We start from the raw sequence: 21,153 nt of genomic DNA on the forward strand, positions 1-21,153 counted from the left end.
ATTCGACCTCCAAGCAGTCTTAAACGCGCCCAGCACCTGGACGCGCCATTTCAATCAACAGGCGTTACACAAAAAGGACTGCCCAGGGCACCACGGCGCAAAACCGCAAAAGCGTCACGCCTTCACGGTCTCGTCTGCAGTGTCCCCACACTGCCTGTCAGCGCGCGCGCCACTCTCCCAACCGCCCCCGCAAGCGGGCTGCGCACTGGCTATGCAGCTGGCTGACACGCGATTCGCTGACCCCCAGGACCTCACCGATTTCCTTGAGGTTCAGCTCTTCGTCGTAGTACAGCGCCAACACCAGTCGCTCACGCTCCGGCAAATTGGCAATCGCGTCCGCCAACGCGCCCTGGAAGCGTTCATCCTCCAGGTCGCGCGACGGCTCAAGATGTGCACTCGCGCCGTCCTCGTGCAGCCCTTCGTGTTCGCCGTCCTGTAGCAGGTCGTCGAAGCTGAACAGGCGGCTGCCCAAGGTATCGTTCAAAATCCCGTAATAATCGTCGAGACTCAATTGGAGTTCGGCCGCAACTTCGTGATCTTTAGCGTCGCGACCGGTTTTTGCTTCAATTGCGCGAATTGCGTCACTGACCATGCGCGTATTGCGGTGTACCGACCGCGGCGCCCAATCACCTTTACGCACCTCATCGAGCATCGCGCCACGGATACGGATGCCCGCGTACGTCTCGAAACTGGCACCCTTGCTCGCATCGTATTTGGTCGACACTTCAAGCAGGCCGATCATGCCGGCCTGGATCAAGTCTTCGACCTGCACACTCGCCGGCAGGCGCGCCAGCAGGTGATAGGCGATGCGCTTGACCAGCGGCGCATAGCGCTCGATCAATTCGCCCTGGCTGTCACGTGCCGACTTCTTGTAAAGGTTGTAGCCGCTGGATGTCATAGCACAGGTCCCGCGCTCGTCTGATGCACCAATCGCTCGACGAAAAACTCCAGATGCCCCCGGGGATTGGCGGGCAATGGCCAAGTATCGACCTTCTGAGCAATAGCCTTGAACGCCAGTGCGCACTTCGAACGAGGGAACGCTTCATAGACCGCACGCTGCTTTTGCACGGCCTTGCGCACACACTCGTCATAGGGAACTGCGCCTACGTATTGTAAGGCGACATCGAGAAAGCGATCCGTGACCTTGGTCAACTTGGCGAACAGGTTGCGCCCTTCCTGCGGGCTCTGGGCCATGTTGGCCAGGACGCGGAAGCGGTTCATGCCGTAGTCACGGTTAAGCAATTTGATCAGGGCGTAGGCATCGGTGATCGAGGTGGGTTCATCGCAGACCACCAGCAAGACTTCCTGCGCGGCGCGCACGAAGCTGACCACCGACTCGCCGATCCCGGCGGCGGTGTCGATCACCAGCACGTCGAGGTTGTCGCCAATGTCGCTGAACGCCTGGATCAGGCCGGCATGCTGCGCCGGGCTCAAGTGCACCATGCTCTGGGTGCCGGAGGCAGCCGGTACGATGCGGATCCCGCCAGGACCCTGGAGCAGCACATCACGCAGCTCGCAGCGGCCCTCGATCACATCGGCGAGGGTGTGTTTGGGCGTCAGCCCCAGCAGAACGTCGACATTCGCCAGACCCAGGTCAGCATCCAGCAACATGACCCGACGGCCAAGCTCTGCCAGGGCCAGGGACAAATTCACTGACACGTTAGTTTTCCCGACGCCACCTTTGCCGCCGGTCACCGCGATCACCTGTACGGGATGCATGCTGCCCATTTTATTTCTTTACCTTGTCTTGCTTAGACGCAGGCTACATGGCTTGGCCGCGTGAATCGCTTGCAGACCAACGATGTAGATACATTTCACGGTGTTCGCCCTGCCCTCAACCCACCCGCTTTGCCGGGTTGTGGTAGAGGTCGGCGAACATATCGGCCATCGCTTCCTCGCTAGGCTCTTCTTGCATTTGCACGCTGACAGCGCGGCTGACCAACTGATGACGGCGCGGCAGATGCAAATCATCCGGGATCCGCGGCCCGTCGGTCAGGTAGGCGACCGGTAATTCATGGCTGATCGCCAGGCTCAATACTTCGCCCAGGCTCGCCGTCTCATCCAGTTTAGTCAGGATGCAGCCGGCCAGGCCGCAACGTTTGTAGCTGTGGTATGCAGCGGTAAGAACCTGTTTCTGGCTGGTGGTTGCAAGCACCAGGTAATTTTTCGACTTGATGCCACGCCCGGCCAGGCTTTCCAGTTGCATGCGCAGCGCCGGATCGCTGGCCTGCAGGCCGGCGGTGTCGATCAGCACCACGCGCTTGCGCAGCAGCGGATCGAGGGCGTTGGCCAGGGACTGGCCCGGGTCGACGTGGGTCACCGACACATTGAGGATACGGCCCAGGGTCTTGAGCTGCTCCTGGGCGCCGATGCGGTAGCTGTCCATGCTCACCAGCGCGATGTTGTGCGCGCCGTACTTGAGCACATAACGCGCGGCCAGCTTGGCCAGTGTGGTGGTCTTGCCCATGCCGGCAGGGCCGACCATGGCGATCACACCGCCCTCTTCCAGGGGCTCGATTTCCGGGGTGACGATCATCCGCGCCAGGTGCGCCAGCAGCATGCGCCAGGCCTGGCGAGGCTCGTCGATTTCGGTGGTCAGTGCCAGCAGGTCGCGGGACAACGGGCCGGACAGGCCGATGCGTTGCAGGCGGCGCCACAGGTTGGCCTGGGCCGGCTTGCTGCCTTGCAACTGTGTCCACGCCAGGGAGCCCAGCTGCACTTCCAGCAGCTCACGCAGGCCATTGAGTTCAAAGCGCATCGAGTCAAACACACGCTGGTCGACTGCGCCCGCCGGTGGCGGCGCTGCAGGACGCGGTGGTTCGGTGAAGGTGGGCTCAACCAAGGGCTCCGCAGCGGTCAACGGCAGGCCGGCGAACAACTGGCGATTGGTGGTGGCATCGCTGTCGCCGCGCATGCTCAGTTCGGCCTGGGCCGACACAATGCGCGAGGCGGTCTTGCGCAGCTCGTCTTCGAGTTCCATGTTCGGCACACGCGGCGCCAGCGCCGAAGGCGTGTAATCCAGGGCAGCCGTCAGCTCGACACCGCCGGCAATACGACGGTTACCGATAATCGCGGCATCGGCGCCCAGCTCATCACGCACCAGTTTCATGGCCTGACGCATATCGGCGGCGAAAAAACGCTTCACTTGCATAACCCACTACCTCAGCCGTTGGGCCCTACTGTCGCGACGATAGTCACTTGCTTGTTGTCAGGAATTTCCTGATAAGCCAAAACGTGCAAATTCGGAACTGCCAGGCGTCCAAACCGCGACAACATCGCCCGGACGGGGCCGGCCACCAGCAGAATCACCGGATGGCCCTGCATTTCCTGGCGTTGTGCGGCGTCGATCAACGAACGCTGCAGTTTTTCAGCCATGCTTGGCTCCAGCAGAACGCCCTCTTCCTGGCCTTGTCCTGCCTTCTGAATACTATTGAGCAATATTTGTTCCAACCTTGGCTCCAAGGTGATCACAGGCAGCTCAGACTCAGTCCCTACAATGCTTTGCACGATGGCGCGAGACAATCCGACACGCACCGCCGCCACCAGCGCGGCGGTATCTTGACTCTTGGCGGCATTGTTGGCGATGGCCTCGGCGATGCTGCGAATGTCGCGCACCGGCACCTGTTCGGCCAGCAGCGCCTGCAACACCTTGAGCAACTGCGACAGCGACAGCACGCCCGGCACCAGCTCTTCGGCGAGTTTTGGCGAAGCCTTGGCCAGCAAACCCATCAATTGCTGGACTTCCTCGTGGCCGATCAGCTCGTGGGAGTGCTTGTACAAGATCTGGTTAAGGTGGGTGGCGACCACGGTGCTGGCGTCAACCACGGTGTAGCCCAGGGACTGCGCCTGGCTGCGCTGGCTGATTTCGATCCACACCGCTTCCAGGCCAAAAGCCGGATCTTTGGCGGTAATGCCGTTGAGGCTGCCGAATACCTGGCCGGGGTTGATCGCCAACTCGCGGTCCGGGTAGATCTCGGCTTCGGCGAGGATCACGCCCATCAGGGTCAGGCGGTAGGCACTGGGGGCCAGGTCGAGGTTGTCGCGGATGTGCACGGTGGGCATCAGGAAGCCCAGGTCCTGGGACAATTTCTTGCGCACGCCCTTGATCCGCGCCAGCAGCTGGCCGCCCTGGTTGCGGTCCACCAGCGGGATCAGGCGGTAGCCGACTTCCAGGCCGATCATGTCGATCGGGGTCACGTCGTCCCAGCCCAGCTCCTTGGTTTCCGAGGCGCGGGCCGGGGACGGCAGCAGTTCCTGCTGGCGCGCCACCTCTTGCAGGGCCTGGACCTTGACCGCATTTTGCTTTCTCCAGAACAGGTACGCCGCGCCGCCTGCCAGGGCCGCCATGCTCAGGAACGATACGTGGGGCATGCCCGGCACGATGCCCATGATCGCCATGATGCCCGCCGCCACGGCCAGGGCCTTGGGCGAGGCAAACATCTGCCGGCTGATCTGCTTGCCCATGTCTTCGGAGCCCGAGGCACGGGTCACCATGATCGCGGCAGCTGTGGATAACAACAGTGATGGCAATTGCGCCACTAAACCGTCACCGATGGTCAGCAAGGCGTACACCTTGCCCGCATCGCCAAAGGTCATGCCGTGCTGGAAGATACCGACGGCCATGCCACCGATCAGGTTGATGAACAGAATCAGCAGGCCGGCGATGGCGTCACCGCGCACGAACTTGCTGGCACCGTCCATGGAACCGTAGAACTCGGCTTCCTGGGCGACTTCCAGGCGGCGCGTCTTGGCTTGGTTCTGGTCGATCAGGCCGGCGTTGAGGTCGGCGTCGATCGCCATCTGCTTGCCGGGCATCGCATCGAGGGTGAACCGTGCGCTCACCTCGGAAATCCGCCCGGCACCCTTGGTCACCACGACGAAGTTGATGATCATCAGAATCGCGAACACCACGATACCGACCACGTAGTTACCGCCGATCACCACCTCACCAAAGGCCTGGATCACCTTGCCGGCGGCGGCGTGGCCGTCCTGGCCGTGAAGCATCACCACGCGGGTCGACGCCACGTTGAGCGCCAGGCGCAACAGGGTTGCCACCAGCAGGATCGTGGGGAATACCGCGAAATCCAACGGCCGCAGCGCGTATACGCAGACCAGCAGGACCACGACGGACAGGGCGATGTTGAAGGTGAAGAACACGTCCAGCAGGAACGGCGGCATCGGCAACATCATCATTGCCAGCATCACCAGTAACAGCAACGGCACACCCAGATTGCCCCGCGACAGGTCAGTCAGGGTGCCACGGGCCGTGCTGAACATTTGAGAGCGATCTACCACCGGTATTCCTCGTGTTCCTTGAAGCAAAGTTTTGACGCCAGGAGGCGACTTGAAGGCGGTATTGCAAGAAGCCTTCCAACTTTTACCCAAGTCAGACGAGGAGCGTTTTTTTACACGACCCGTACGTTTGCAGCCTGCGGTCCTTTTTGTCCGGGCGTTATCTCGAACTCGACCTTTTGCCCTTCAGCAAGGCTCTTGAATCCGCTGGCCTCGATCGCCGAATAGTGGACAAAAACATCCGTACCATCTTCCTGCTGGATAAACCCAAAGCCCTTTTCCGCGTTGAACCACTTCACCGTGCCTGTCGCCATTGCCGCTCTCCCGACATCTCATTCAAAAACCCGAGATCAGTGTGACGCTGACTGCAAAGATGCCCCGGGGACGATGAATCCTGCCAAATCGCACCCGCTGCCCAACCTTGAGCCGAACCCCGGCCGAGCTGGTGAGGTCTACCCGCACCTGCTCACTCCCGCCATCCATTGCGATGACCCCTTCCCCTGTCTCACTGCTGTAAAACCTGACGGTTCCGGTCACCCACTTCATTGCTGCCTCGCTGCTTGTTCCTACACGCAGTTTCTGCTGCCATGGAAACGCGGGACGCGCAGGCTGGCTACTGTCAGAGTTGACAGGTCAGCAAGGATTTACGACGAACGGTATGCATGCGATTTCCGTAGTGAGCGGGCTTGCCTGCGCTGGGTGGCGAAGCCGCCCCAAACGGGACGCCGCGATGTTTCAGGAAGGCCGAGGTGTCGGGATTTAGGGCGGCTTCGCCGCCCAGCGCGGGGCAAGCCCGCTCACTACAGGGTAAGGGGAATATCAGGAGTCGCGGCGTAAATCCGGGGGAATCGGCAGGTCCTTGAGCGGATCAGGCCGCTTGCCTTTGCCCGCGCGGTATTGGCGGATCTGATAGACATAGGCCAACACCTGCGCCACCGCCAGGTAAAGCCCGGCCGGGATTTCCTGGTCGAGGTCGGTGGAGTAGAAGATCGACCGCGCCAGTGCCGGCGACTCCAGCAGCAGGATGTCGTTGGCCACGGCGATTTCGCGGATTTTCAGTGCGGTAAAGTCACTGCCCTTGGCCAACAGCATCGGCGCGCCGCCTTTCTCCGGGTCGTACTTGAGCGCCACGGCGTAGTGGGTCGGGTTGGTGATGATCACGTCGGCGTCGGGCACCGAGGCCATCATCTTGCGCTGGGACATTTCCCGCTGCAGTTGGCGGATGCGCTGTTTGACCTCGGGACGCCCTTCCTGGTCCTTGTGTTCATCGCGCACTTCCTGCTTGGTCATCAGCAGTTTCTTGTGGCTTTCCCACAACTGGATCGGCGCATCCACGGCAGCAATGATGATCAGCCCGGCGGCCATCCACAGCGCGCTCCACCCCACCACCTGCACGCTGTGGATGATCGCCGACTCCAGCGGCTCGTGGGCGATGCGCAGCAGGTCGTCGATGTCAGAGGTCAATACCATCAGCGCGACGAACAGGATCAGGATGAATTTGGCCAAGGCCTTGAGCAACTCCACCAGCGCCTTGGCCGAGAACATGCGCTTGAGCCCGGCAGCGGGGTTCATGCGGCTGAATTTGGGCGCCATGCTGCCGGCCGCGAACAGCCAGCCGCCAAGGGCGACCGGGCCGATCAGCGCGGCCAACAGCAAGGTGATCAGGATCGGCTGCACCGCCAGAATCGCGATCTTGCCCGAATGCAGCAGGTACTGGCCCATCGCGCCAGGGTTCAGCAGCACTTCGCGGGGCAAGCTGAAGTTGTGTTTCATCAACTCCATCAAGTCCAGCGCCAGGCCACCGCCGTAGATCAGCAGGGCGCCGGCGCCGGCCATCATGGTCGCGACGGTATTCAGCTCTTTCGAGCGGGCGATCTCGCCCTTTTCCCTGGAGTCCTTTTTGCGTTTCTCCGTGGGGTCTTCTGTCTTGTCCTGACCGCTCTCGCTCTCGGCCATGGCTCAGCGCGCCCGTGCCAGATCACGTAAGAACTGCAAGGCGTCGGACGCCAGCGGTTGATACTGATTGAGAATGTCGGCCAGGCCGATCCAGAAAATCCCCATGCCCAACACCAGGGTCAACGGGAAACCAATCGAGAAAATGTTCAGTTGCGGCGCCGCGCGGGTCATCACGCCAAACGCGATGTTGACCACCAGCAGCGCAGTGATCGCGGGCAACACCAGCAGCAGCGAGGCGCCCAGCACCCAACCGAGACGCCCGACCATCTCCCAGAAATGGTTGACCACCAGCCCCGAGCCCACCGGCAAGGTGGTGAAGCTCTCCGTCAACACTTCGAACGCCACCAGGTGGCCGTTCATGGCAAGGAACAACAAGGTCACCAGCATGGTCAGGAATTGCCCGATCACCGCTGCCGACACGCCGTTGGTGGGGTCGACCATGGACGCGAAGCCCATGCCCATCTGGATCGAGATGATTTGCCCGGCAATCACAAACGCCTGGAAGAACAGTTGCAGGGAGAAGCCCAGCATGGCGCCGATCAGCACCTGCTCGGCGATCAACAGCAAGGCGCTGAGATCGAGCGCATTCACAGGTGGCATCGGCGGCAAGCCGGGGACCAGCACCACGGTGATCGCCACCGCGAAATACAGGCGCACCCGGCGCGGCACCAGGGTCGTGCCGAACACCGGCATGGCCATCAACATCGCCGTCACGCGAAACAGCGGCAGGATGAAGGACGCCACCCAGGTACTGATCTGGGTGTCGGTCAATGCCAGCAAAGATTGCATCGGCTCAGCCGATCAACTGCGGAATACTGCCGTACAACTGCAGGATGTATTCCATGAAGGTTTGCACCAGCCACGGGCCGGCGACGATCAGGGTGATCAGCATCACCAGCAGGCGCGGCAGGAAGCTCAAGGTCTGTTCGTTGATCTGGGTCGCGGCCTGGAACATCGCCACCAATAGGCCCACCAACAGGCTTGGCACCACCAGCACAGCAACCATCATGGTGGTCAGCCACAGCGCTTCACGGAACAGGTCAACGGCGACTTCTGGCGTCATGGCGCTATACCCCTCCGAAACTGCCGGCGAGCGTGCCGATAATCAGCGCCCAGCCGTCCACCAGCACAAACAGCATGATTTTGAACGGCAACGAGATGATCAGCGGCGACAGCATCATCATCCCCATGGCCATCAGCACGCTCGCCACCACCAGGTCGATGATCAGGAACGGGATAAAGATCATGAAGCCGATCTGGAACGCGGTCTTCAATTCGGAGGTGACGAACGCCGGCACCAGGATGGTCAACGGCGCCTGGTCCGGGGTGGCGATGTCGGTGCGCTTGGACAGGCGCATGAACAGCTCCAGGTCGCTGGAGCGGGTCTGCGACAGCATGAAGTCCTTGATCGGCCCCTGGGCCTTGTCGATCGCGACTTGGGCAGTGATGGTTTCGGCGAGGTAAGGCTGCAGGGCTTGCTGGTTCACCTTGTCGAACACCGGCGCCATGATGAACATCGTCAGGAACAGGGCCATGCCGGTGAGGATCTGGTTCGACGGCGTCTGCTGCAAGCCGAGGGCCTGGCGCAGGATCGAGAACACGATGATGATCCGCGTGAAGCTGGTCATCAGCATGACAAACGCCGGGATGAAACTCAGCGCAGTCATGATCAGCAGGATCTGCAGGCTGACCGAATATTCCTGGGCGCCGGCGGCGTTGGTGCCCAGGGTAATCGCCGGGATCGACAACGGGTCGGCGGCGAACGCCAGTGGCGCAGCCAGCAACAGCATGAGCGTCAAGAAAACGCGCATTACTTCTTATCCTTCTGATCCTTGCCCAACAACTCCATCAGGCGCTGGGCGAATTCTGGCGTGGCGGACTGGGTCTGATCCACGTTGACGGGCGTCTTGAGCACATGCAGCGGGGTGATGCGGCCGGGGGTGAGGCCGAGCAGGATCTGCTCCTCCCCCACCTGCACCAGCACCAGCCGATCACGCGGGCCGAGGGCGCGCGAGCCGATCAGTTCGATCACCTGGGCGTTGCCCGGGCCGACGTTCTGCACGCGGCGCATCAGCCAGGCGAGCACGAAGATCAAGCCGACCACCAGCAACAGGCCCAGCACCAGTTGGGTCAACTGGCCACCGACGCCACTGCCGACCGGTGCCGCCGCGGCCTGGGCCACGGGCTCCGCCGCCAACACACTCAACGGCAGCGCGAGCAACAGTCCGAGCATCAGCCGCTTCATATCAGCGCAACTTCTTGATGCGTTCGCTCGGGCTGATCACGTCGGTCAGGCGGATGCCGAACTTTTCGTTGACCACCACCACTTCGCCGTGGGCGATCAGGGTGCCATTGACCAGTACGTCCAGCGGCTCACCGGCCAGGCGATCGAGCTCGATCACCGAACCCTGGTTGAGTTGCAACAGGTTGCGGATGTTGATGTCGGTGCTGCCGACTTCCATGGAGATCGACACCGGGATGTCGAGGATCACGTCCAGGTTCGGGCCATCGAGGCTCACCGGCTCGTGGTTCTTCGGCACGCTGCCGAATTCTTCCATCTGCAAGCGGTTGCCGGCCGGCGCGGTGGCGGCGTCAGCGGCCAGCAGCGCGTCGATGTCGTCCTGGCCGACTTCGCCAGTTTCTTCCAGGGCCGCAGCCCATTCGTCAGCCAGGGCCTGGTCTTCGGCGGAAGTGTTTTCGTGTTCGGTAGCCATTACATGTCCTCGGCGGAGCAAGCATTCATAAATTAGGGTTGGATCAGCGACGGTTGATCGGCTCGATCACTTGCAGTGCCAGGTTGCCCTTGTGGGAACCGAGCTTGACCTTGAATGACGGCACGCCATTGGCGCGCATGATCATTTCTTCCGGCAATTCCACAGGGATCACATCACCCGGCTGCATGTGCAGGATGTCCCGCAGGCGCAATTGGCGACGGGCCACGGTGGCGCTGAGCGGCACGTCCACATCCAGCAGGTCTTCGCGCAGGGCCTTGACCCAGCGCTCGTCCTGGTCGTCCAGGTCGGACTGGAAACCGGCGTCGAGCATCTCGCGCACCGGCTCGATCATCGAGTACGGCATGGTCACGTGCAGGTCGCCGCCACCGCCATCGAGTTCGATGTGGAACGTGGACACCACAATGGCTTCGCTGGGGCCGACGATGTTGGCCATGGCCGGGTTCACTTCCGAGTTGATGTACTCGAAATTGACTTCCATGATCGCCTGCCAGGCTTCCTTCAAGTCGATGAAGGCTTGCTCCAGCACCATGCGCACCACCCGCAGTTCGGTGGGGGTGAATTCACGGCCTTCGATCTTGGCGTGACGGCCGTCGCCGCCGAAGAAGTTGTCCACCAACTTGAACACCAGCTTGGCGTCAAGGATGAACAGCGCAGTGCCGCGCAGCGGCTTGATCTTGACCAGGTTGAGGCTGGTGGGCACGTACAGCGAGTGCACGTATTCACCGAACTTCATCACCTGCACGCCACCGACCGCCACGTCCGCCGAGCGGCGCAGCATGTTGAACATGCTGATGCGGGTGTAACGGGCGAAACGTTCGTTGATCATCTCCAGGGTCGGCATACGTCCACGGACGATGCGATCCTGGCTGGTCAGGTCATAACTTTTGACGCTGCCGGGTTCGGCAGCCATTTCGGTCTGCACCAGACCATCGTCGACGCCATGCAGCAGTGCGTCGATTTCATCCTGGGACAGCAGGTCTTGCACGGCCATGTCGTGATCCTACTGCAATACGAAGTTAGTGAAGAGCGCCTGCTCGATCACGACTTTGCCGAGCTCTTTCTGGGCCACTTCCTGCACGCTGGCAGTGACCTTCTGGCGCAGCATTTCCTGGCCGACCGGGGTGGCCAGGGCATCGAAGCTCTGCCCGGAGAACAGCATCACCAGGTTGTTGCGGATCACCGGCATGTGCACCTTGAGGGCTTCCAGGTCAGCCTGGTTGCGCGCGAGCAAGGTGATGCTCACTTGCAGGTAGCGCTGGCGGCCGTTCTGATTGAAGTTGGCGACAAAGGCCGGGAGCATCGGCTCGAAGATTGCCGGTTGCTTGACGTTGCTGGCGGTTTCAGCCGCAGGCGCCGGTTTGCTCGCGCTGCTGTGCATGATGTACCAGGTGCCACCCACCGAGGCGCCAATGGCCAGGATCAGGCCCACGACAATCATCAGGATAAGCTTGAGCTTGCCTTTGCCTGCGGGTGGTTTTGCTGCGTCGTCGCTCTTCGCCATGCCAATAATCCGTCACTATTCGGGGATTCATAGATCTACGGAAAGGCAAGAGCAAGTGTTATGCCAGAGTTGTCTGGTAATTGGGCAGAGCCAGCACCACCAATCAAATGTGGGAGCGGGCTTGCTCGCGAATGCGGTGTGTCAGTGACAGATGTATTGACTGACACACCGCATTCGCGAGCAAGCCCGCTCCCACATTTTGTCCCGCGACAGGTTCAGGTCAGGCGTAGTAGTCGACGGCGCTGGAGCCGATGACGTTGGAGATCACAGGCGTCACTGCTTCAGCCACTTCGGCATGGGCAGTGCTGTCGCCACTGTCACCACGTCCGCTGCTACTGATGCCCCGCGCCTGATTCTGCTGTTGCTGCTGCTCCTGGCCACGGGACTGGTCCGACACGTTCACATCCACCTGCCCCATGCCCTGCTGGGCAAACATCTCACGCAAGCGCCCGGATTGGCTTTCCAGCGCCTCGCGCACCACCGCATGGCCGCTCATGAAGCTGACCTGGGCTTGCTGGTCCGCCGTCATATTGACTTTGATGTCCAGGCGCCCGAGTTCGGCCGGTTGCAGTTGGATCTCCGCCGACTTGAGGTTGGCGCTGGACAGGTACATCACGCGGTTGACCACTTCCTCGGTCCAGCCGCTCTGGTGCATGGCCAGCGGTGCGTTGATCACCGGCGGCAGGGCGTTTGCGGTTTTCGGCGTGGCGGCCTGGGTCAAGGCAGCCAGGCGATTGGCGAAGTCATCGACGCGGGTGTCGCTGCTGGCGCCCTTGAGGTCTTTGAGGCCGTCTTCGATCAGCCCGCCGAAGGCTTTGTCACCGCCCTGGTCAGTGCTGTCCTTGGCGGCTTGCTGGTCGACCATATTGGCCAGGCCGGCACTGAAATTCTGAGCGGCGGTCGGCTGGTCCAGGTCCGGCGGCGGCGCGCTTTTCTGGGGGGCCTGGCTACTGGCGGAGACGTGACCGCCCTGCTCCATCGCCAGGCGCACGGCCGGCATTGCGTCGAGAGGGTCGCTGGCAGGGTCGAACGCTGGCGCCTTGACCTCATCGGTCACGGCAAGCGGTGCTGCGGCCACGGGCTGGGCCTTTTCATCAACCACAGGCGCGACGGTTGCCGGAGCCACCGGCACTGGCACTGGCACGGCGACTGGCGTGACCGTCGCCACCAACGCCGGGTCTACGACCGGGTCAACCACCGGCTGTTGCACCAGGCTTGGGTCGGCGGGCTTGTCGTCATCACTCTTGCTGGCGCTGTCATCAGCCTTGGCCGGCGGGTTGGCAGGCAAAGGATTGCCGCTATCGGCAACTGCCGGTGTGCTGGCGGCAGGCTTGTCGCCGCCGGCCGCAGGCTTGGCGCTGCTGTCGGCAGACTTGTCACGGCTGGTTTTCGACGGGGTATCGTCGGCCTTTGCCACAGGTTTGGAACCCTGATTGGCGAACACCTGAGCAAAGCCGGCGCCCTTGTCACGCGGCTCCGCAGCCGCTGCCGGCGGGTTGGCGGCAGGCGCTTGAGGCTTGGCCGCAGGGGCAGCCTGAAGAAGCGAATTAGGGGCGACTGGCATAGGTAAAGGTCTCCACTGCATGAGGGTCGGGGATGCAGTATCTGGAGGTAGAGCAAGAGTCGGGCCAGGTTGCCGAGCGCAGCTGAAAAATGTGGGAGAGGGCCCGTTCCCACATTTGGATCTTCATATCTCTATCAGCACATCAGAGCTGGAAGCGCTGGCGCTCCGATTCGTACAGCGGGCGCACCAAGGCAAACTCATGATCAATCTGATCCACCAGAACCCCCAGGTCAGCGCCAGGCGCTTGCGCAGACTCAGCCTCCAGCCGCTGGCACAACTGCGCCAACCGCACCGCACCGAGGTTGCCGCTGCTGCCCTTGAAGCTATGGGCGATACGCCCCAGCGCCTTGGCGTCATCGCGCGCCTTGCGCAAGGCTTCGACGCGTTTTTGCGAATCATCGAGGAAGGTATCCAACAGCCTGGGGTACTCGCCCTCCATGACTTCCTGCAAACCCGACAGCACGTCGGGGTCCAGATGAATCTCAGCCACTTGTTCGCTCCTTGATCAAGAATCGGCGGATTATGCCTGAGCCGGCCATGAAAACTCCACGCAGACACTGCGCCCGCCATCGGACCAGCGCACATCGCCGCTCAATTGACGGACCAGATTCAAGCCGCGACCGGACAGCCGATCAACGTCCAGGGGCCGCGCCAACACTTGATCCACGTCAAACCCGGCGCCACTGTCTTCGATGCGCAAGGACAGCTGCCCGCCGCCTAGCGTCGGCACCACCTGCACATGCACGCGCACATAGCCACTACTGAGCTGCGCCAGCCGCTCGTTGCGCTGGCGGTAGTAGTCGGCAAAACCGTGCACGTCGCGCTTGAGACGCGAGTCCAGGCCCAGCACGCCATGCTCCAGGGCGTTGGAGTACAACTCGGCCATCACGCTGTACAGCGCCCCGCTCTGCTCGCGCAGGCCATGGACCTCCAGCAGCAGCTGCAACAGGTAGGGCAAGGGGTTGTAACGCTTGAGGGTTTCGGCGCGGAACTCGAAACTCACCGACCAATCCAGCGGGCACGACTGGCCACTATCGGTATACAGCGGCCCCGTCGCACGCAGGGATGGCCCATCTTGCAGGGTAATTTCCACCATGCTCACATCGTCGCGCGCCTCACCGCGAAACGCGGCCAAGGCCTGCTCGATCTCTTCAAACAGCCGGTCGGGCTCGCGATTGGCGGCGAATACCTGATGTAAACGTTCGACGCCAAACAGCTGATCAGCGGTGTCAGCCGTGTCGAGTACGCCATCGGAGAGCAAAAACACCCGGTCACCCAGGGCCATCGGCCAGACTTCGGTGCTGTCGTCAAACGCCTCGGCCGACAACACGCCCAACGGCAAATGCCGCGGCTCCAGCGCCGTACGCTTGCCGCTGGCGACTTCATGTACATAACCTTCGGGCATGCCACCGTTCCACACCTCCACCGCACGCCGCTGGGCGCTCAGGCACAACAGGGTGGCGCAACAGAACATGTCCACCGGCAGGATGCGTTTAAGCTTGACGTTCATTTCCCGCAGGATCTGGGCCAAGCCGTAGCCCTTGGCGGTCATGCCGTAGAACACCTCCGCCAGGGGCATGGCGCCGACCGCCGCCGGCAGGCCGTGGCCGGTAAAGTCGCCGAGCAGCACATGCATATCGCCCGACGGCGTATACGCGGCCAGCAGCAGGTCACCGTTGAACAACGCATAGGGCGATTGCAGGTAGCGGATATTCGGCGCGGCGTTGATACAGCCCGAATGTGCGACTTTGTCGAACACCGCCTTGGCCACCCGCTGCTCGTGCACCAGGTAGTCGTGGTGCCTGGCGATCAGGTCGCGTTGCTGCAGTACCGTGGCCTGCAAACGGCGCAGGCGGTCCATGGCGTTGATCTTCGCCGCCAGGATCAGTTGGTTGTAGGGCTTGGCCAGGAAGTCATCACCGCCGGCATCCAGGCACTGGGCCAGGGCCGCGCTCTCGCGCAGGGAGGTCAGGAAGATGATCGGCACCAGCGCCTCACCGGCCAGTTGCTTGATCTGGCGCGCGGCTTCAAAACCGTCCATCACTGGCATCAGCGCGTCCATCAACACCAGTTGCGGGCGTTCGCGGGCAAACACCTGCACGGCATCGAGGCCGTTGCTGGCCGTGAGCACGCGGTGCCCCTGGCGCTTGACGATGGTCGACAACAACAGCACGTCGGCGGCGCTGTCTTCGGCAATCAGCACCGTCAACGGCTCCAGCACGGGGGCCAGGCCGCTCAACTGATGTCGAACAGTTTGTCGAAGTTGGAGATGGCGAGGATCTTGCGCACATCGGAGTTGCTGTTGACCACCTGCACTTCCGAGTTGTCACCGCCGGCATGATCGCGCAGCAGCAGGAGCATGCCCAGGGCCGAGCTGTCCATGTAGGTGGTTTCCTTGAGGTCCACGACGTACAGCTCGGGCACCTTGTAGAAACGCTCATAGGCATCACGAAACACTTGGTGGCTGCCAAAATCGAAACGACCTCGGATCGCGATCGTCAACTTCTTCCCATCCAGGGATACTTCGGACTCGACTGACATGTGACTGCTTCCTTGTCATAGGCGGTAGACAAAGGTTTAGCAGCTGAAGTGAATAGCAGCAACACAGCAGTTCAAATGTGGGAGCGGGCTTGCTCGCGAATGCGCTGGATCAGTCAATGAATTTTCCAACTGATACACCGCATTCGCGAGCAAGCCCGCTCCCACACAAGCCCTCATCCACATTCAGTATTGCGACGGGCGGGGCAGGCGCTGGGAGAGTTCATCCAGCAGCTTTTGCTCGCGCTTGTCTTCCAGCGCCCGCGCTTCGTCGATATAGCGCTGCACCAATTTGCGCAAGCCCTCGACCCGCGCATAGGCCTGCTGCCAGCTGTCGCGGGCCTTTTCGAAGTTGTTCTGGTGCCAGAGCAGGCTTTGGCGCTGCTGGTCGACGGCGGTCTCCAGCTGGTTGAGGAAGCCCTGGTAGCCCATCAACCACTGGCCCGACACACCTTGGGTCCCGCGCTCGATCCACTGCTGCTGGTACTCGCTGCGAAAGCGCTCCAGGTCGCCCAGCTTGCTTTCCGCCAGGCGCACCTGGCCCTGGAAATAGCCCAGACGTTGCACGGCGGTTTTTTCGGCCTTTTCGGCCATGTCCACCACCGGCGCCAGGCGTGAAGAGCGCGTACTGGCCATGGCTTAGCCGCCTGGCGCCGGGGCGAAGATCGAGCCCAGGTGCGCTTCGCTTTCACCCATGCTGATCTTGTCGTTGAGACCCTGGCGCAGGTAGGTCACCAGCTGCGGTTGCAGGGCAATCGCCAGATCGGTGTCACGGTCGCCACCGGCCACATAGGCACCGACGCTGATCAAGTCGCGGCTCTGCTGATAACGCGACCACAACTGCTTGAACTGTTGTGCGCGGGCCATATGCTGCGGCGTGACCACCGATGGCATCACCCGGCTGATGGACGCTTCGATGTCGATGGCCGGGTAGTGCCCCTCCTCCGCCAGGCGCCGCGACAGCACGATGTGGCCGTCAAGCACGCCCCGCGCCGAGTCGGCGATGGGGTCCTGCTGGTCATCGCCTTCGGACAACACCGTATAAAACGCAGTGATCGAGCCGCCACCGGCCTCGGCATTACCGGCACGCTCCACCAGTTTCGGCAGCTTGGCGAACACCGACGGCGGATAGCCCTTGGTCGCCGGCGGCTCGCCGATGGCCAGGGCGATTTCCCGCTGGGCCTGGGCGAAACGGGTAAGCGAGTCCATCAGCAACAGGACGTTCTTGCCCTTGTCGCGAAAATATTCGGCGATGCGCGTGCAATACATCGCGGCGCGCAAACGCATCAACGGCGCATCGTCCGCCGGGGAGGCGACCACCACCGAACGCTTGAGGCCTTCTTCGCCAAGGCTGTGCTCGATGAACTCCTTCACCTCGCGCCCCCGCTCGCCGATCAGCCCGACCACGATGATGTCGGCCTCGGTAAACCGGGTCATCATGCCCAGCAATACCGATTTACCCACACCCGTACCGGCAAACAGGCCCAGACGCTGGCCGCGCCCGACCGTCAATAATCCGTTGATGCTGCGAATGCCCACGTCCAGCGGCTGGCTGATCGGGTTGCGCTTGAGCGGGTTGATCGTCGGGCCGTCCATCGGCACCCAGTCTTCGGCCTTCATGCCACCCTTGCCGTCCAGCGCACGACCGGCGCCGTCGAGTACGCGGCCGAGCATGCTGATGCCCATCGGCAGGCGGCCGGTGTCGGCCAGGGGCACCACGCGGGCGCCGGGGGCAATACCGGCCAGGCTGCCAACGGGCATCAGGAAAATCTTGCTGCCGGAAAAGCCCATCACCTCGGCTTCAACCTGCACCGGGTGGTAGCTGTCGTCGTTGATCACCAGGCAGCGACTGCCCATGGCGGCACGCAGGCCTTCGGCTTCGAGGGTCAGGCCGACCATGCGCAACAGGCGCCCTTCGAGGATCGGTTGGCCGGGCAACTCGGTGGCCTCGGTGTAACCACTCAGGCGCTTGGCGAAGCTGGTGCGATCAAGGCGCATCGGGGGCGTCCAGGTCAACGCTCAGGTCGGGTTCGGCGGGGTTGAGCACCTGCTCGTGGGCTTGATCGAGCAGCTTGGCCATGATCTGGCTGACGCGCGTCTCCACGGTGGCGTCGATGCGGCTGTGCTCGGTCTCGACCCGGCAGCCACCGGGCTGCAACGCCGCATCTTCAACGATGCGCCAGGTTTCCTCATGGCGCTCGCGCAGGGCTTTGACCTGCTCGAAATCCTGCGGGTTGATGTACAGACGCACATTGCCGACGCCCAGAGGCAGCAGCTTGAGAGCTTCGCGCATGACGCTTTCGATTTGGCTGGAGTCGAGCACCAGTTCGCGCTGGATCACCTGGCGCGCAATGTGCTCCACCAGGCCGACCATGGTTTTTTCGATCTGCGAATCCTGCTCGGCAATCGGGTCGAACAACCCGACCATCAAGCGCTCCAGGCTGGAAAGCTTGACGGCCAGCGCAGCCTCGGCCTCCTGGCGCACCTTGAGCGTGGTGGCGCGAAAGCCGTCCTTTTCCCCGGCGGCAAAGCCTTCGTTGTAGGCTTCCTGGCGGATGCTTTCCAACTCTTCGAGGGTCAGTGGCTGGACTTCCTCCAGCGGCACTTCTTCCATTTCCGCCGGCACTTCGGGTTCCGGCTCGGGCTCGGGTTGCGGCACATGCGGATCGAAGCTGGGCAGCGACCAGATGTCGAACCCGCCGACATCCCGTGCGCGAATCAGATCGCTGGGTGCCTCATCTTTGTTCGACATCAGGGGCGCCTTAGATCATTTCTTCGCCGCCCTTCCCGCCGAGAACGATTTCTCCGGCTTCGGCCATACGGCGGGCAATGGTGAGGATTTCTTTCTGTGCGGTTTCCACGTCGCTGACGCGCACCGGGCCCTTGGCTTCGAGGTCGTCGCGCAACAGTTCGGAGGCACGCTTGGACATGTTCTTGAAGATCTTCTCTTTGACGCCTTCGTCCGAGCCCTTGAGGGCCAGCACCAGCACGTCGGAGGAGACTTCGCGCAGCAACGCCTGGATGCCACGGTCGTCGACATCGGAGAGGTTGTTGAACACGAACATGAGGTCTTCGATCTGGCCGGACAGGGTGTCGTCGATCTCGCGGATCGAGTCCATCAACTGGCCTTCGACCGAGCTGTCGAGGAAGTTCATGATGTCGGCGGCACGCTTGATACCACCCAGGGTGGTGCGCGCGGCGTTGGAGTTGCCGGAGAACTGCTTCTCCAGGATGGTGTTCAATTCTTTCAAGGCCGCCGGCTGCACAGTGTTCAGCGACGACACGCGCAGGATGATGTCCAGGCGCACTTTATGGTCGAAGTGGCCAAGCACTTCACCGGCCTGGTCCGGGTCGAGATACGCGACGACGATGGCCTGGATCTGCGGGTGCTCGAAGCGGATCACGTCGGCGACGGCGCGCGGTTCCATCCACTTGAGGCTGTCGAGACCACTGGTGTTGCCACCCAGCAGGATGCGATCGATCAGGCCGTTGGCCTTGTCTTCGCCCAAGGCCGAGGTGAGCATCTTGCGGATGTAGCTGTCGGAGCCGACGCCCAGGCTGGTCTGGTCGCCGACGATCTCGACGAACTCGCTCATCACCTGCTCGACTTGCTCGCGGTGCACATTGCGCATCTGCGCCATGGCCACGCCAACCCGCTGGACCTCTTTGGGGCCCATGTGGCGCAGCACTTGGGCGGCGTCGGTTTCACCGAGGGACAGCAGCAGCACGGCGGCTTTGTCGACCTTGGTCAGTTTGGCAACAGCGGCTCGATTATCACTCATCTGCGTTGATCCACTCTTTCACGACCTGGGCCACACGACCCGGGTCTTCTGCTACCAGACTTTTGATTGCGTTCAGCTGAGCGTCGTAACCTTCGCTCGGGCTTGGCAACAGGATGCTTTGCGGGCCGCCGAGGCTGACGCGGTCGTTGGCCAGTTCGCCATCCAGGCCGCCCATGCCACCCAACTCCACGTCGCCGCCACCAAAGGCCGCCAGTTGTTTCTTGCTGCCATTGCCGGTGATGTTGTTGAGCACCGGGCGCAGCACGCCGAACACCAGTACCAGGATGAACAACACACCCAACACTTGCTTGACGATGTCCCAGAACCACGGCTGCGTATAGAACGCCGCTTCGGCAATCACTTCGCCACGCTCGGCGGAGAACGGCATGTTGATCACGCTGACGCTGTCGCCACGGCTTGCGTCAAAACCGACCGCGTCCTGCACCAGGCGGGTGAAACGCGCCAATTCATCGGCGCCCCATGGGGCACGGGTAATGGTGCCGTCAGCGGCATTGACCTTGACCTGGTCATCGACCACCACCGACACCGACAGGCGATTGACGCGGCCCTGCTGTTGCTTGGTGTGGCTGATGGAACGGTCGAGCTCGAAGTTCTTGGTGGACTGGTTACGCTTGTCCGCCGGGTACGGTGCGAGCATTGGCTGGCCGGTGGCCGGGTCCATGATCTGCTGGCCGTTGGCGTCCAACAGCGGTTGGCCCGGGGCGATGGCGCCTGCGGTGGCTGCGGCGCCGCCGGTGGTTTGCGGGGCCGAGGCCGGGGTTGGTGGCTGGTTGCTCAGGGCACCCGGCACACCTTGCGGGCCACTGCTGGCGGTGCGTTGTTCGCTGGTGGACTGCTCGCTGCGCAGCGCCGGCTGGTCCGGGTTGAATTGTTCGGAAGTCGACTCGACGGCACTGAAGTCCACATCGGCTGACACTTCAGCCTTGTAGCGGTCGTTGCCCAGCACAGGTTGCAGGATGTTGTGCACACGCTGGGTGAGCATGCTTTCCATGCGGCGGCTGTAGTCGAACTGCTTGCCTGCCTGGGTCAGTGCCGAGTTTTCGGCCATGTCCGACAGCAGGTTGCCCTTCTGGTCGACCACGGTGATTTGCGACTTGCTCAGCTCGGGAACGCTGGTGGCCACCAGGTTGATGATCGCCAGCACCTGGCCAGGCTCCAGGGAGCGGCCGGAGAACAGCTCCACCAGGACCGAGGCGCTTGGCTTGCGTTCGTCACGTACAAACACCGAGCTCTTCGGGATGGCCAAGTGCACGCGGGCGCCCTTGACGTTGTTCAGGCTGGAGATGGTGCGGGCCAGCTCGCCTTCCAGGCCACGACGGTAGCGGGTGGCTTCCATGAACTGGGAAGTGCCCAGGCCCTGGTCTTTGTCGAGAATTTCAAAACCGATGTTGGCGTCGGACGGCGTCACGCCGGCAGCGGCGAGCTTCATGCGCGCACGGGCCACGTCGTCGGCCTTGACCAGCAAGGCGCCGGAATTGGGCTCGACGGTGTAGGCGATGTCGGCGGCGGCGAGGGTTTCCATGATCTGCTTGGAGTCCATGCCCGCCAGGCTGCCGTACAACGGCCGGTAATCCGGTTGCTGCGACCACAGCACCACGGCAAAACCAATCGCCACGCTGGCAGCCAGGCCGACCATCAGGCCTACCTGACGCAGCATGGTCATTTCGGAGAGGTTTTCCAGGAACGACAGGCCAAACAGCGGCGGTTTGCCGTCTGCCTTGGCGGGTGCGTTGTCCACGACTGCTTCTGCCATGACTTAAATCT

Annotated in this window: 22 protein-coding genes; all 22 read right to left on the bottom strand. The window is 62.2% G+C overall.

Annotated features, from left to right (window positions below; translation table 11 throughout):
- Positions 1–157 precede the first annotated feature (157 nt).
- Positions 158–898, bottom strand: coding sequence for an RNA polymerase sigma factor FliA (fliA, locus tag IB241_RS03620; RefSeq protein ID WP_065909829.1), 741 nt, complete (start codon positions 896–898; stop codon positions 158–160).
- A complete protein-coding gene (fleN, locus tag IB241_RS03625; protein WP_003192912.1) occupies positions 895–1,728 on the bottom strand; it encodes a flagellar synthesis regulator FleN in 834 nt (277 codons plus the stop codon). Before fleN ends, fliA begins: the two co-directional genes overlap by 4 nt.
- A gap of 106 nt (positions 1,729–1,834) precedes the next feature.
- Positions 1,835–3,151 carry a flagellar biosynthesis protein FlhF gene (gene flhF / locus IB241_RS03630; protein ID WP_192296995.1) on the bottom strand — a complete coding sequence of 439 codons (1,317 nt, stop codon included), beginning with the start codon at positions 3,149–3,151 and terminating at the stop codon, positions 1,835–1,837.
- A gap of 11 nt (positions 3,152–3,162) precedes the next feature.
- Complete coding sequence (gene flhA / locus IB241_RS03635) at positions 3,163–5,277, bottom strand: flagellar biosynthesis protein FlhA (protein ID WP_192296996.1); 2,115 nt, start codon at positions 5,275–5,277, stop codon at positions 3,163–3,165.
- A 128-nt stretch (positions 5,278–5,405) separates the two neighbouring features.
- A complete protein-coding gene (locus tag IB241_RS03640) occupies positions 5,406–5,606 on the bottom strand; it encodes a cold-shock protein (RefSeq protein ID WP_192296997.1) in 201 nt (66 codons plus the stop codon).
- A 505-nt stretch (positions 5,607–6,111) separates the two neighbouring features.
- On the bottom strand, positions 6,112–7,248 hold the full coding sequence (gene flhB / locus IB241_RS03650) for a flagellar biosynthesis protein FlhB (RefSeq protein WP_192296999.1): 1,137 nt from the start codon (positions 7,246–7,248) through the stop codon (positions 6,112–6,114).
- 3 nt (positions 7,249–7,251) lie between these two features.
- Positions 7,252–8,037 (bottom strand): flagellar biosynthetic protein FliR, encoded by a 786-nt coding sequence (fliR, locus tag IB241_RS03655; RefSeq protein WP_192297000.1) that lies wholly within the window; start codon positions 8,035–8,037, stop codon positions 7,252–7,254.
- Between the two features lie 4 nt (positions 8,038–8,041).
- Positions 8,042–8,311, bottom strand: a complete 270-nt coding sequence (fliQ, locus tag IB241_RS03660; protein WP_003214552.1) for a flagellar biosynthesis protein FliQ — start codon at positions 8,309–8,311, stop codon at positions 8,042–8,044.
- Positions 8,312–8,315: 4 nt separating this feature from the next.
- Positions 8,316–9,059, bottom strand: coding sequence for a flagellar type III secretion system pore protein FliP (gene fliP / locus IB241_RS03665; RefSeq protein ID WP_192297001.1), 744 nt, complete (start codon positions 9,057–9,059; stop codon positions 8,316–8,318).
- Positions 9,059–9,493 carry a flagellar biosynthetic protein FliO gene (fliO, locus tag IB241_RS03670; protein WP_192297002.1) on the bottom strand — a complete coding sequence of 145 codons (435 nt, stop codon included), beginning with the start codon at positions 9,491–9,493 and terminating at the stop codon, positions 9,059–9,061. The genes fliP and fliO overlap by 1 nt, the downstream gene beginning before the upstream one ends.
- A 1-nt stretch (position 9,494) precedes the next feature.
- Positions 9,495–9,962, bottom strand: coding sequence for a flagellar motor switch protein FliN (gene fliN / locus IB241_RS03675; RefSeq protein ID WP_192297003.1), 468 nt, complete (start codon positions 9,960–9,962; stop codon positions 9,495–9,497).
- A gap of 43 nt (positions 9,963–10,005) precedes the next feature.
- Positions 10,006–10,974: a flagellar motor switch protein FliM gene (fliM, locus tag IB241_RS03680; protein WP_017735217.1), complete on the bottom strand. Its 969-nt coding sequence runs from the start codon at positions 10,972–10,974 to the stop codon at positions 10,006–10,008.
- Positions 10,975–10,983: 9 nt separating this feature from the next.
- Positions 10,984–11,484 (bottom strand): flagellar basal body-associated protein FliL, encoded by a 501-nt coding sequence (gene fliL, locus IB241_RS03685; protein WP_192297004.1) that lies wholly within the window; start codon positions 11,482–11,484, stop codon positions 10,984–10,986.
- Positions 11,485–11,704: 220 nt separating this feature from the next.
- Entirely contained in the window at positions 11,705–13,048 is a 1,344-nt protein-coding gene (locus IB241_RS03690; protein ID WP_192297005.1) for a flagellar hook-length control protein FliK, read from the bottom strand.
- 142 nt (positions 13,049–13,190) lie between these two features.
- On the bottom strand, positions 13,191–13,538 hold the full coding sequence (locus tag IB241_RS03695) for an Hpt domain-containing protein (RefSeq protein ID WP_192297006.1): 348 nt from the start codon (positions 13,536–13,538) through the stop codon (positions 13,191–13,193).
- 30 nt (positions 13,539–13,568) lie between these two features.
- The gene (locus tag IB241_RS03700) at positions 13,569–15,287 is read right to left on the bottom strand and encodes a fused response regulator/phosphatase (RefSeq protein ID WP_192297007.1); all 1,719 of its coding nucleotides are present in this window, start codon (positions 15,285–15,287) and stop codon (positions 13,569–13,571) included.
- A complete protein-coding gene (locus IB241_RS03705; protein WP_192297008.1) occupies positions 15,284–15,589 on the bottom strand; it encodes an STAS domain-containing protein in 306 nt (101 codons plus the stop codon). The genes IB241_RS03700 and IB241_RS03705 overlap by 4 nt, the downstream gene beginning before the upstream one ends.
- A gap of 183 nt (positions 15,590–15,772) precedes the next feature.
- Positions 15,773–16,222, bottom strand: a complete 450-nt coding sequence (gene fliJ, locus IB241_RS03710; RefSeq protein WP_192297009.1) for a flagellar export protein FliJ — start codon at positions 16,220–16,222, stop codon at positions 15,773–15,775.
- A 3-nt stretch (positions 16,223–16,225) separates the two neighbouring features.
- Positions 16,226–17,584, bottom strand: a complete 1,359-nt coding sequence (gene fliI, locus IB241_RS03715; RefSeq protein ID WP_192297010.1) for a flagellar protein export ATPase FliI — start codon at positions 17,582–17,584, stop codon at positions 16,226–16,228.
- Positions 17,574–18,338: a flagellar assembly protein FliH gene (fliH, locus tag IB241_RS03720; RefSeq protein WP_192297011.1), complete on the bottom strand. Its 765-nt coding sequence runs from the start codon at positions 18,336–18,338 to the stop codon at positions 17,574–17,576. Before fliH ends, fliI begins: the two co-directional genes overlap by 11 nt.
- A 10-nt stretch (positions 18,339–18,348) precedes the next feature.
- Positions 18,349–19,368 carry a flagellar motor switch protein FliG gene (gene fliG / locus IB241_RS03725; protein WP_017735208.1) on the bottom strand — a complete coding sequence of 340 codons (1,020 nt, stop codon included), beginning with the start codon at positions 19,366–19,368 and terminating at the stop codon, positions 18,349–18,351.
- Complete coding sequence (gene fliF / locus IB241_RS03730; protein WP_192297012.1) at positions 19,361–21,142, bottom strand: flagellar basal-body MS-ring/collar protein FliF; 1,782 nt, start codon at positions 21,140–21,142, stop codon at positions 19,361–19,363. The genes fliG and fliF overlap by 8 nt, the downstream gene beginning before the upstream one ends.
- Positions 21,143–21,153: the final 11 nt, after the last annotated feature.

The sequence above is a fragment of the Pseudomonas sp. PDM05 genome, from assembly GCF_014851685.1.
In the GTDB taxonomy this organism is placed as follows: Bacteria; Pseudomonadota; Gammaproteobacteria; order Pseudomonadales; family Pseudomonadaceae; genus Aquipseudomonas.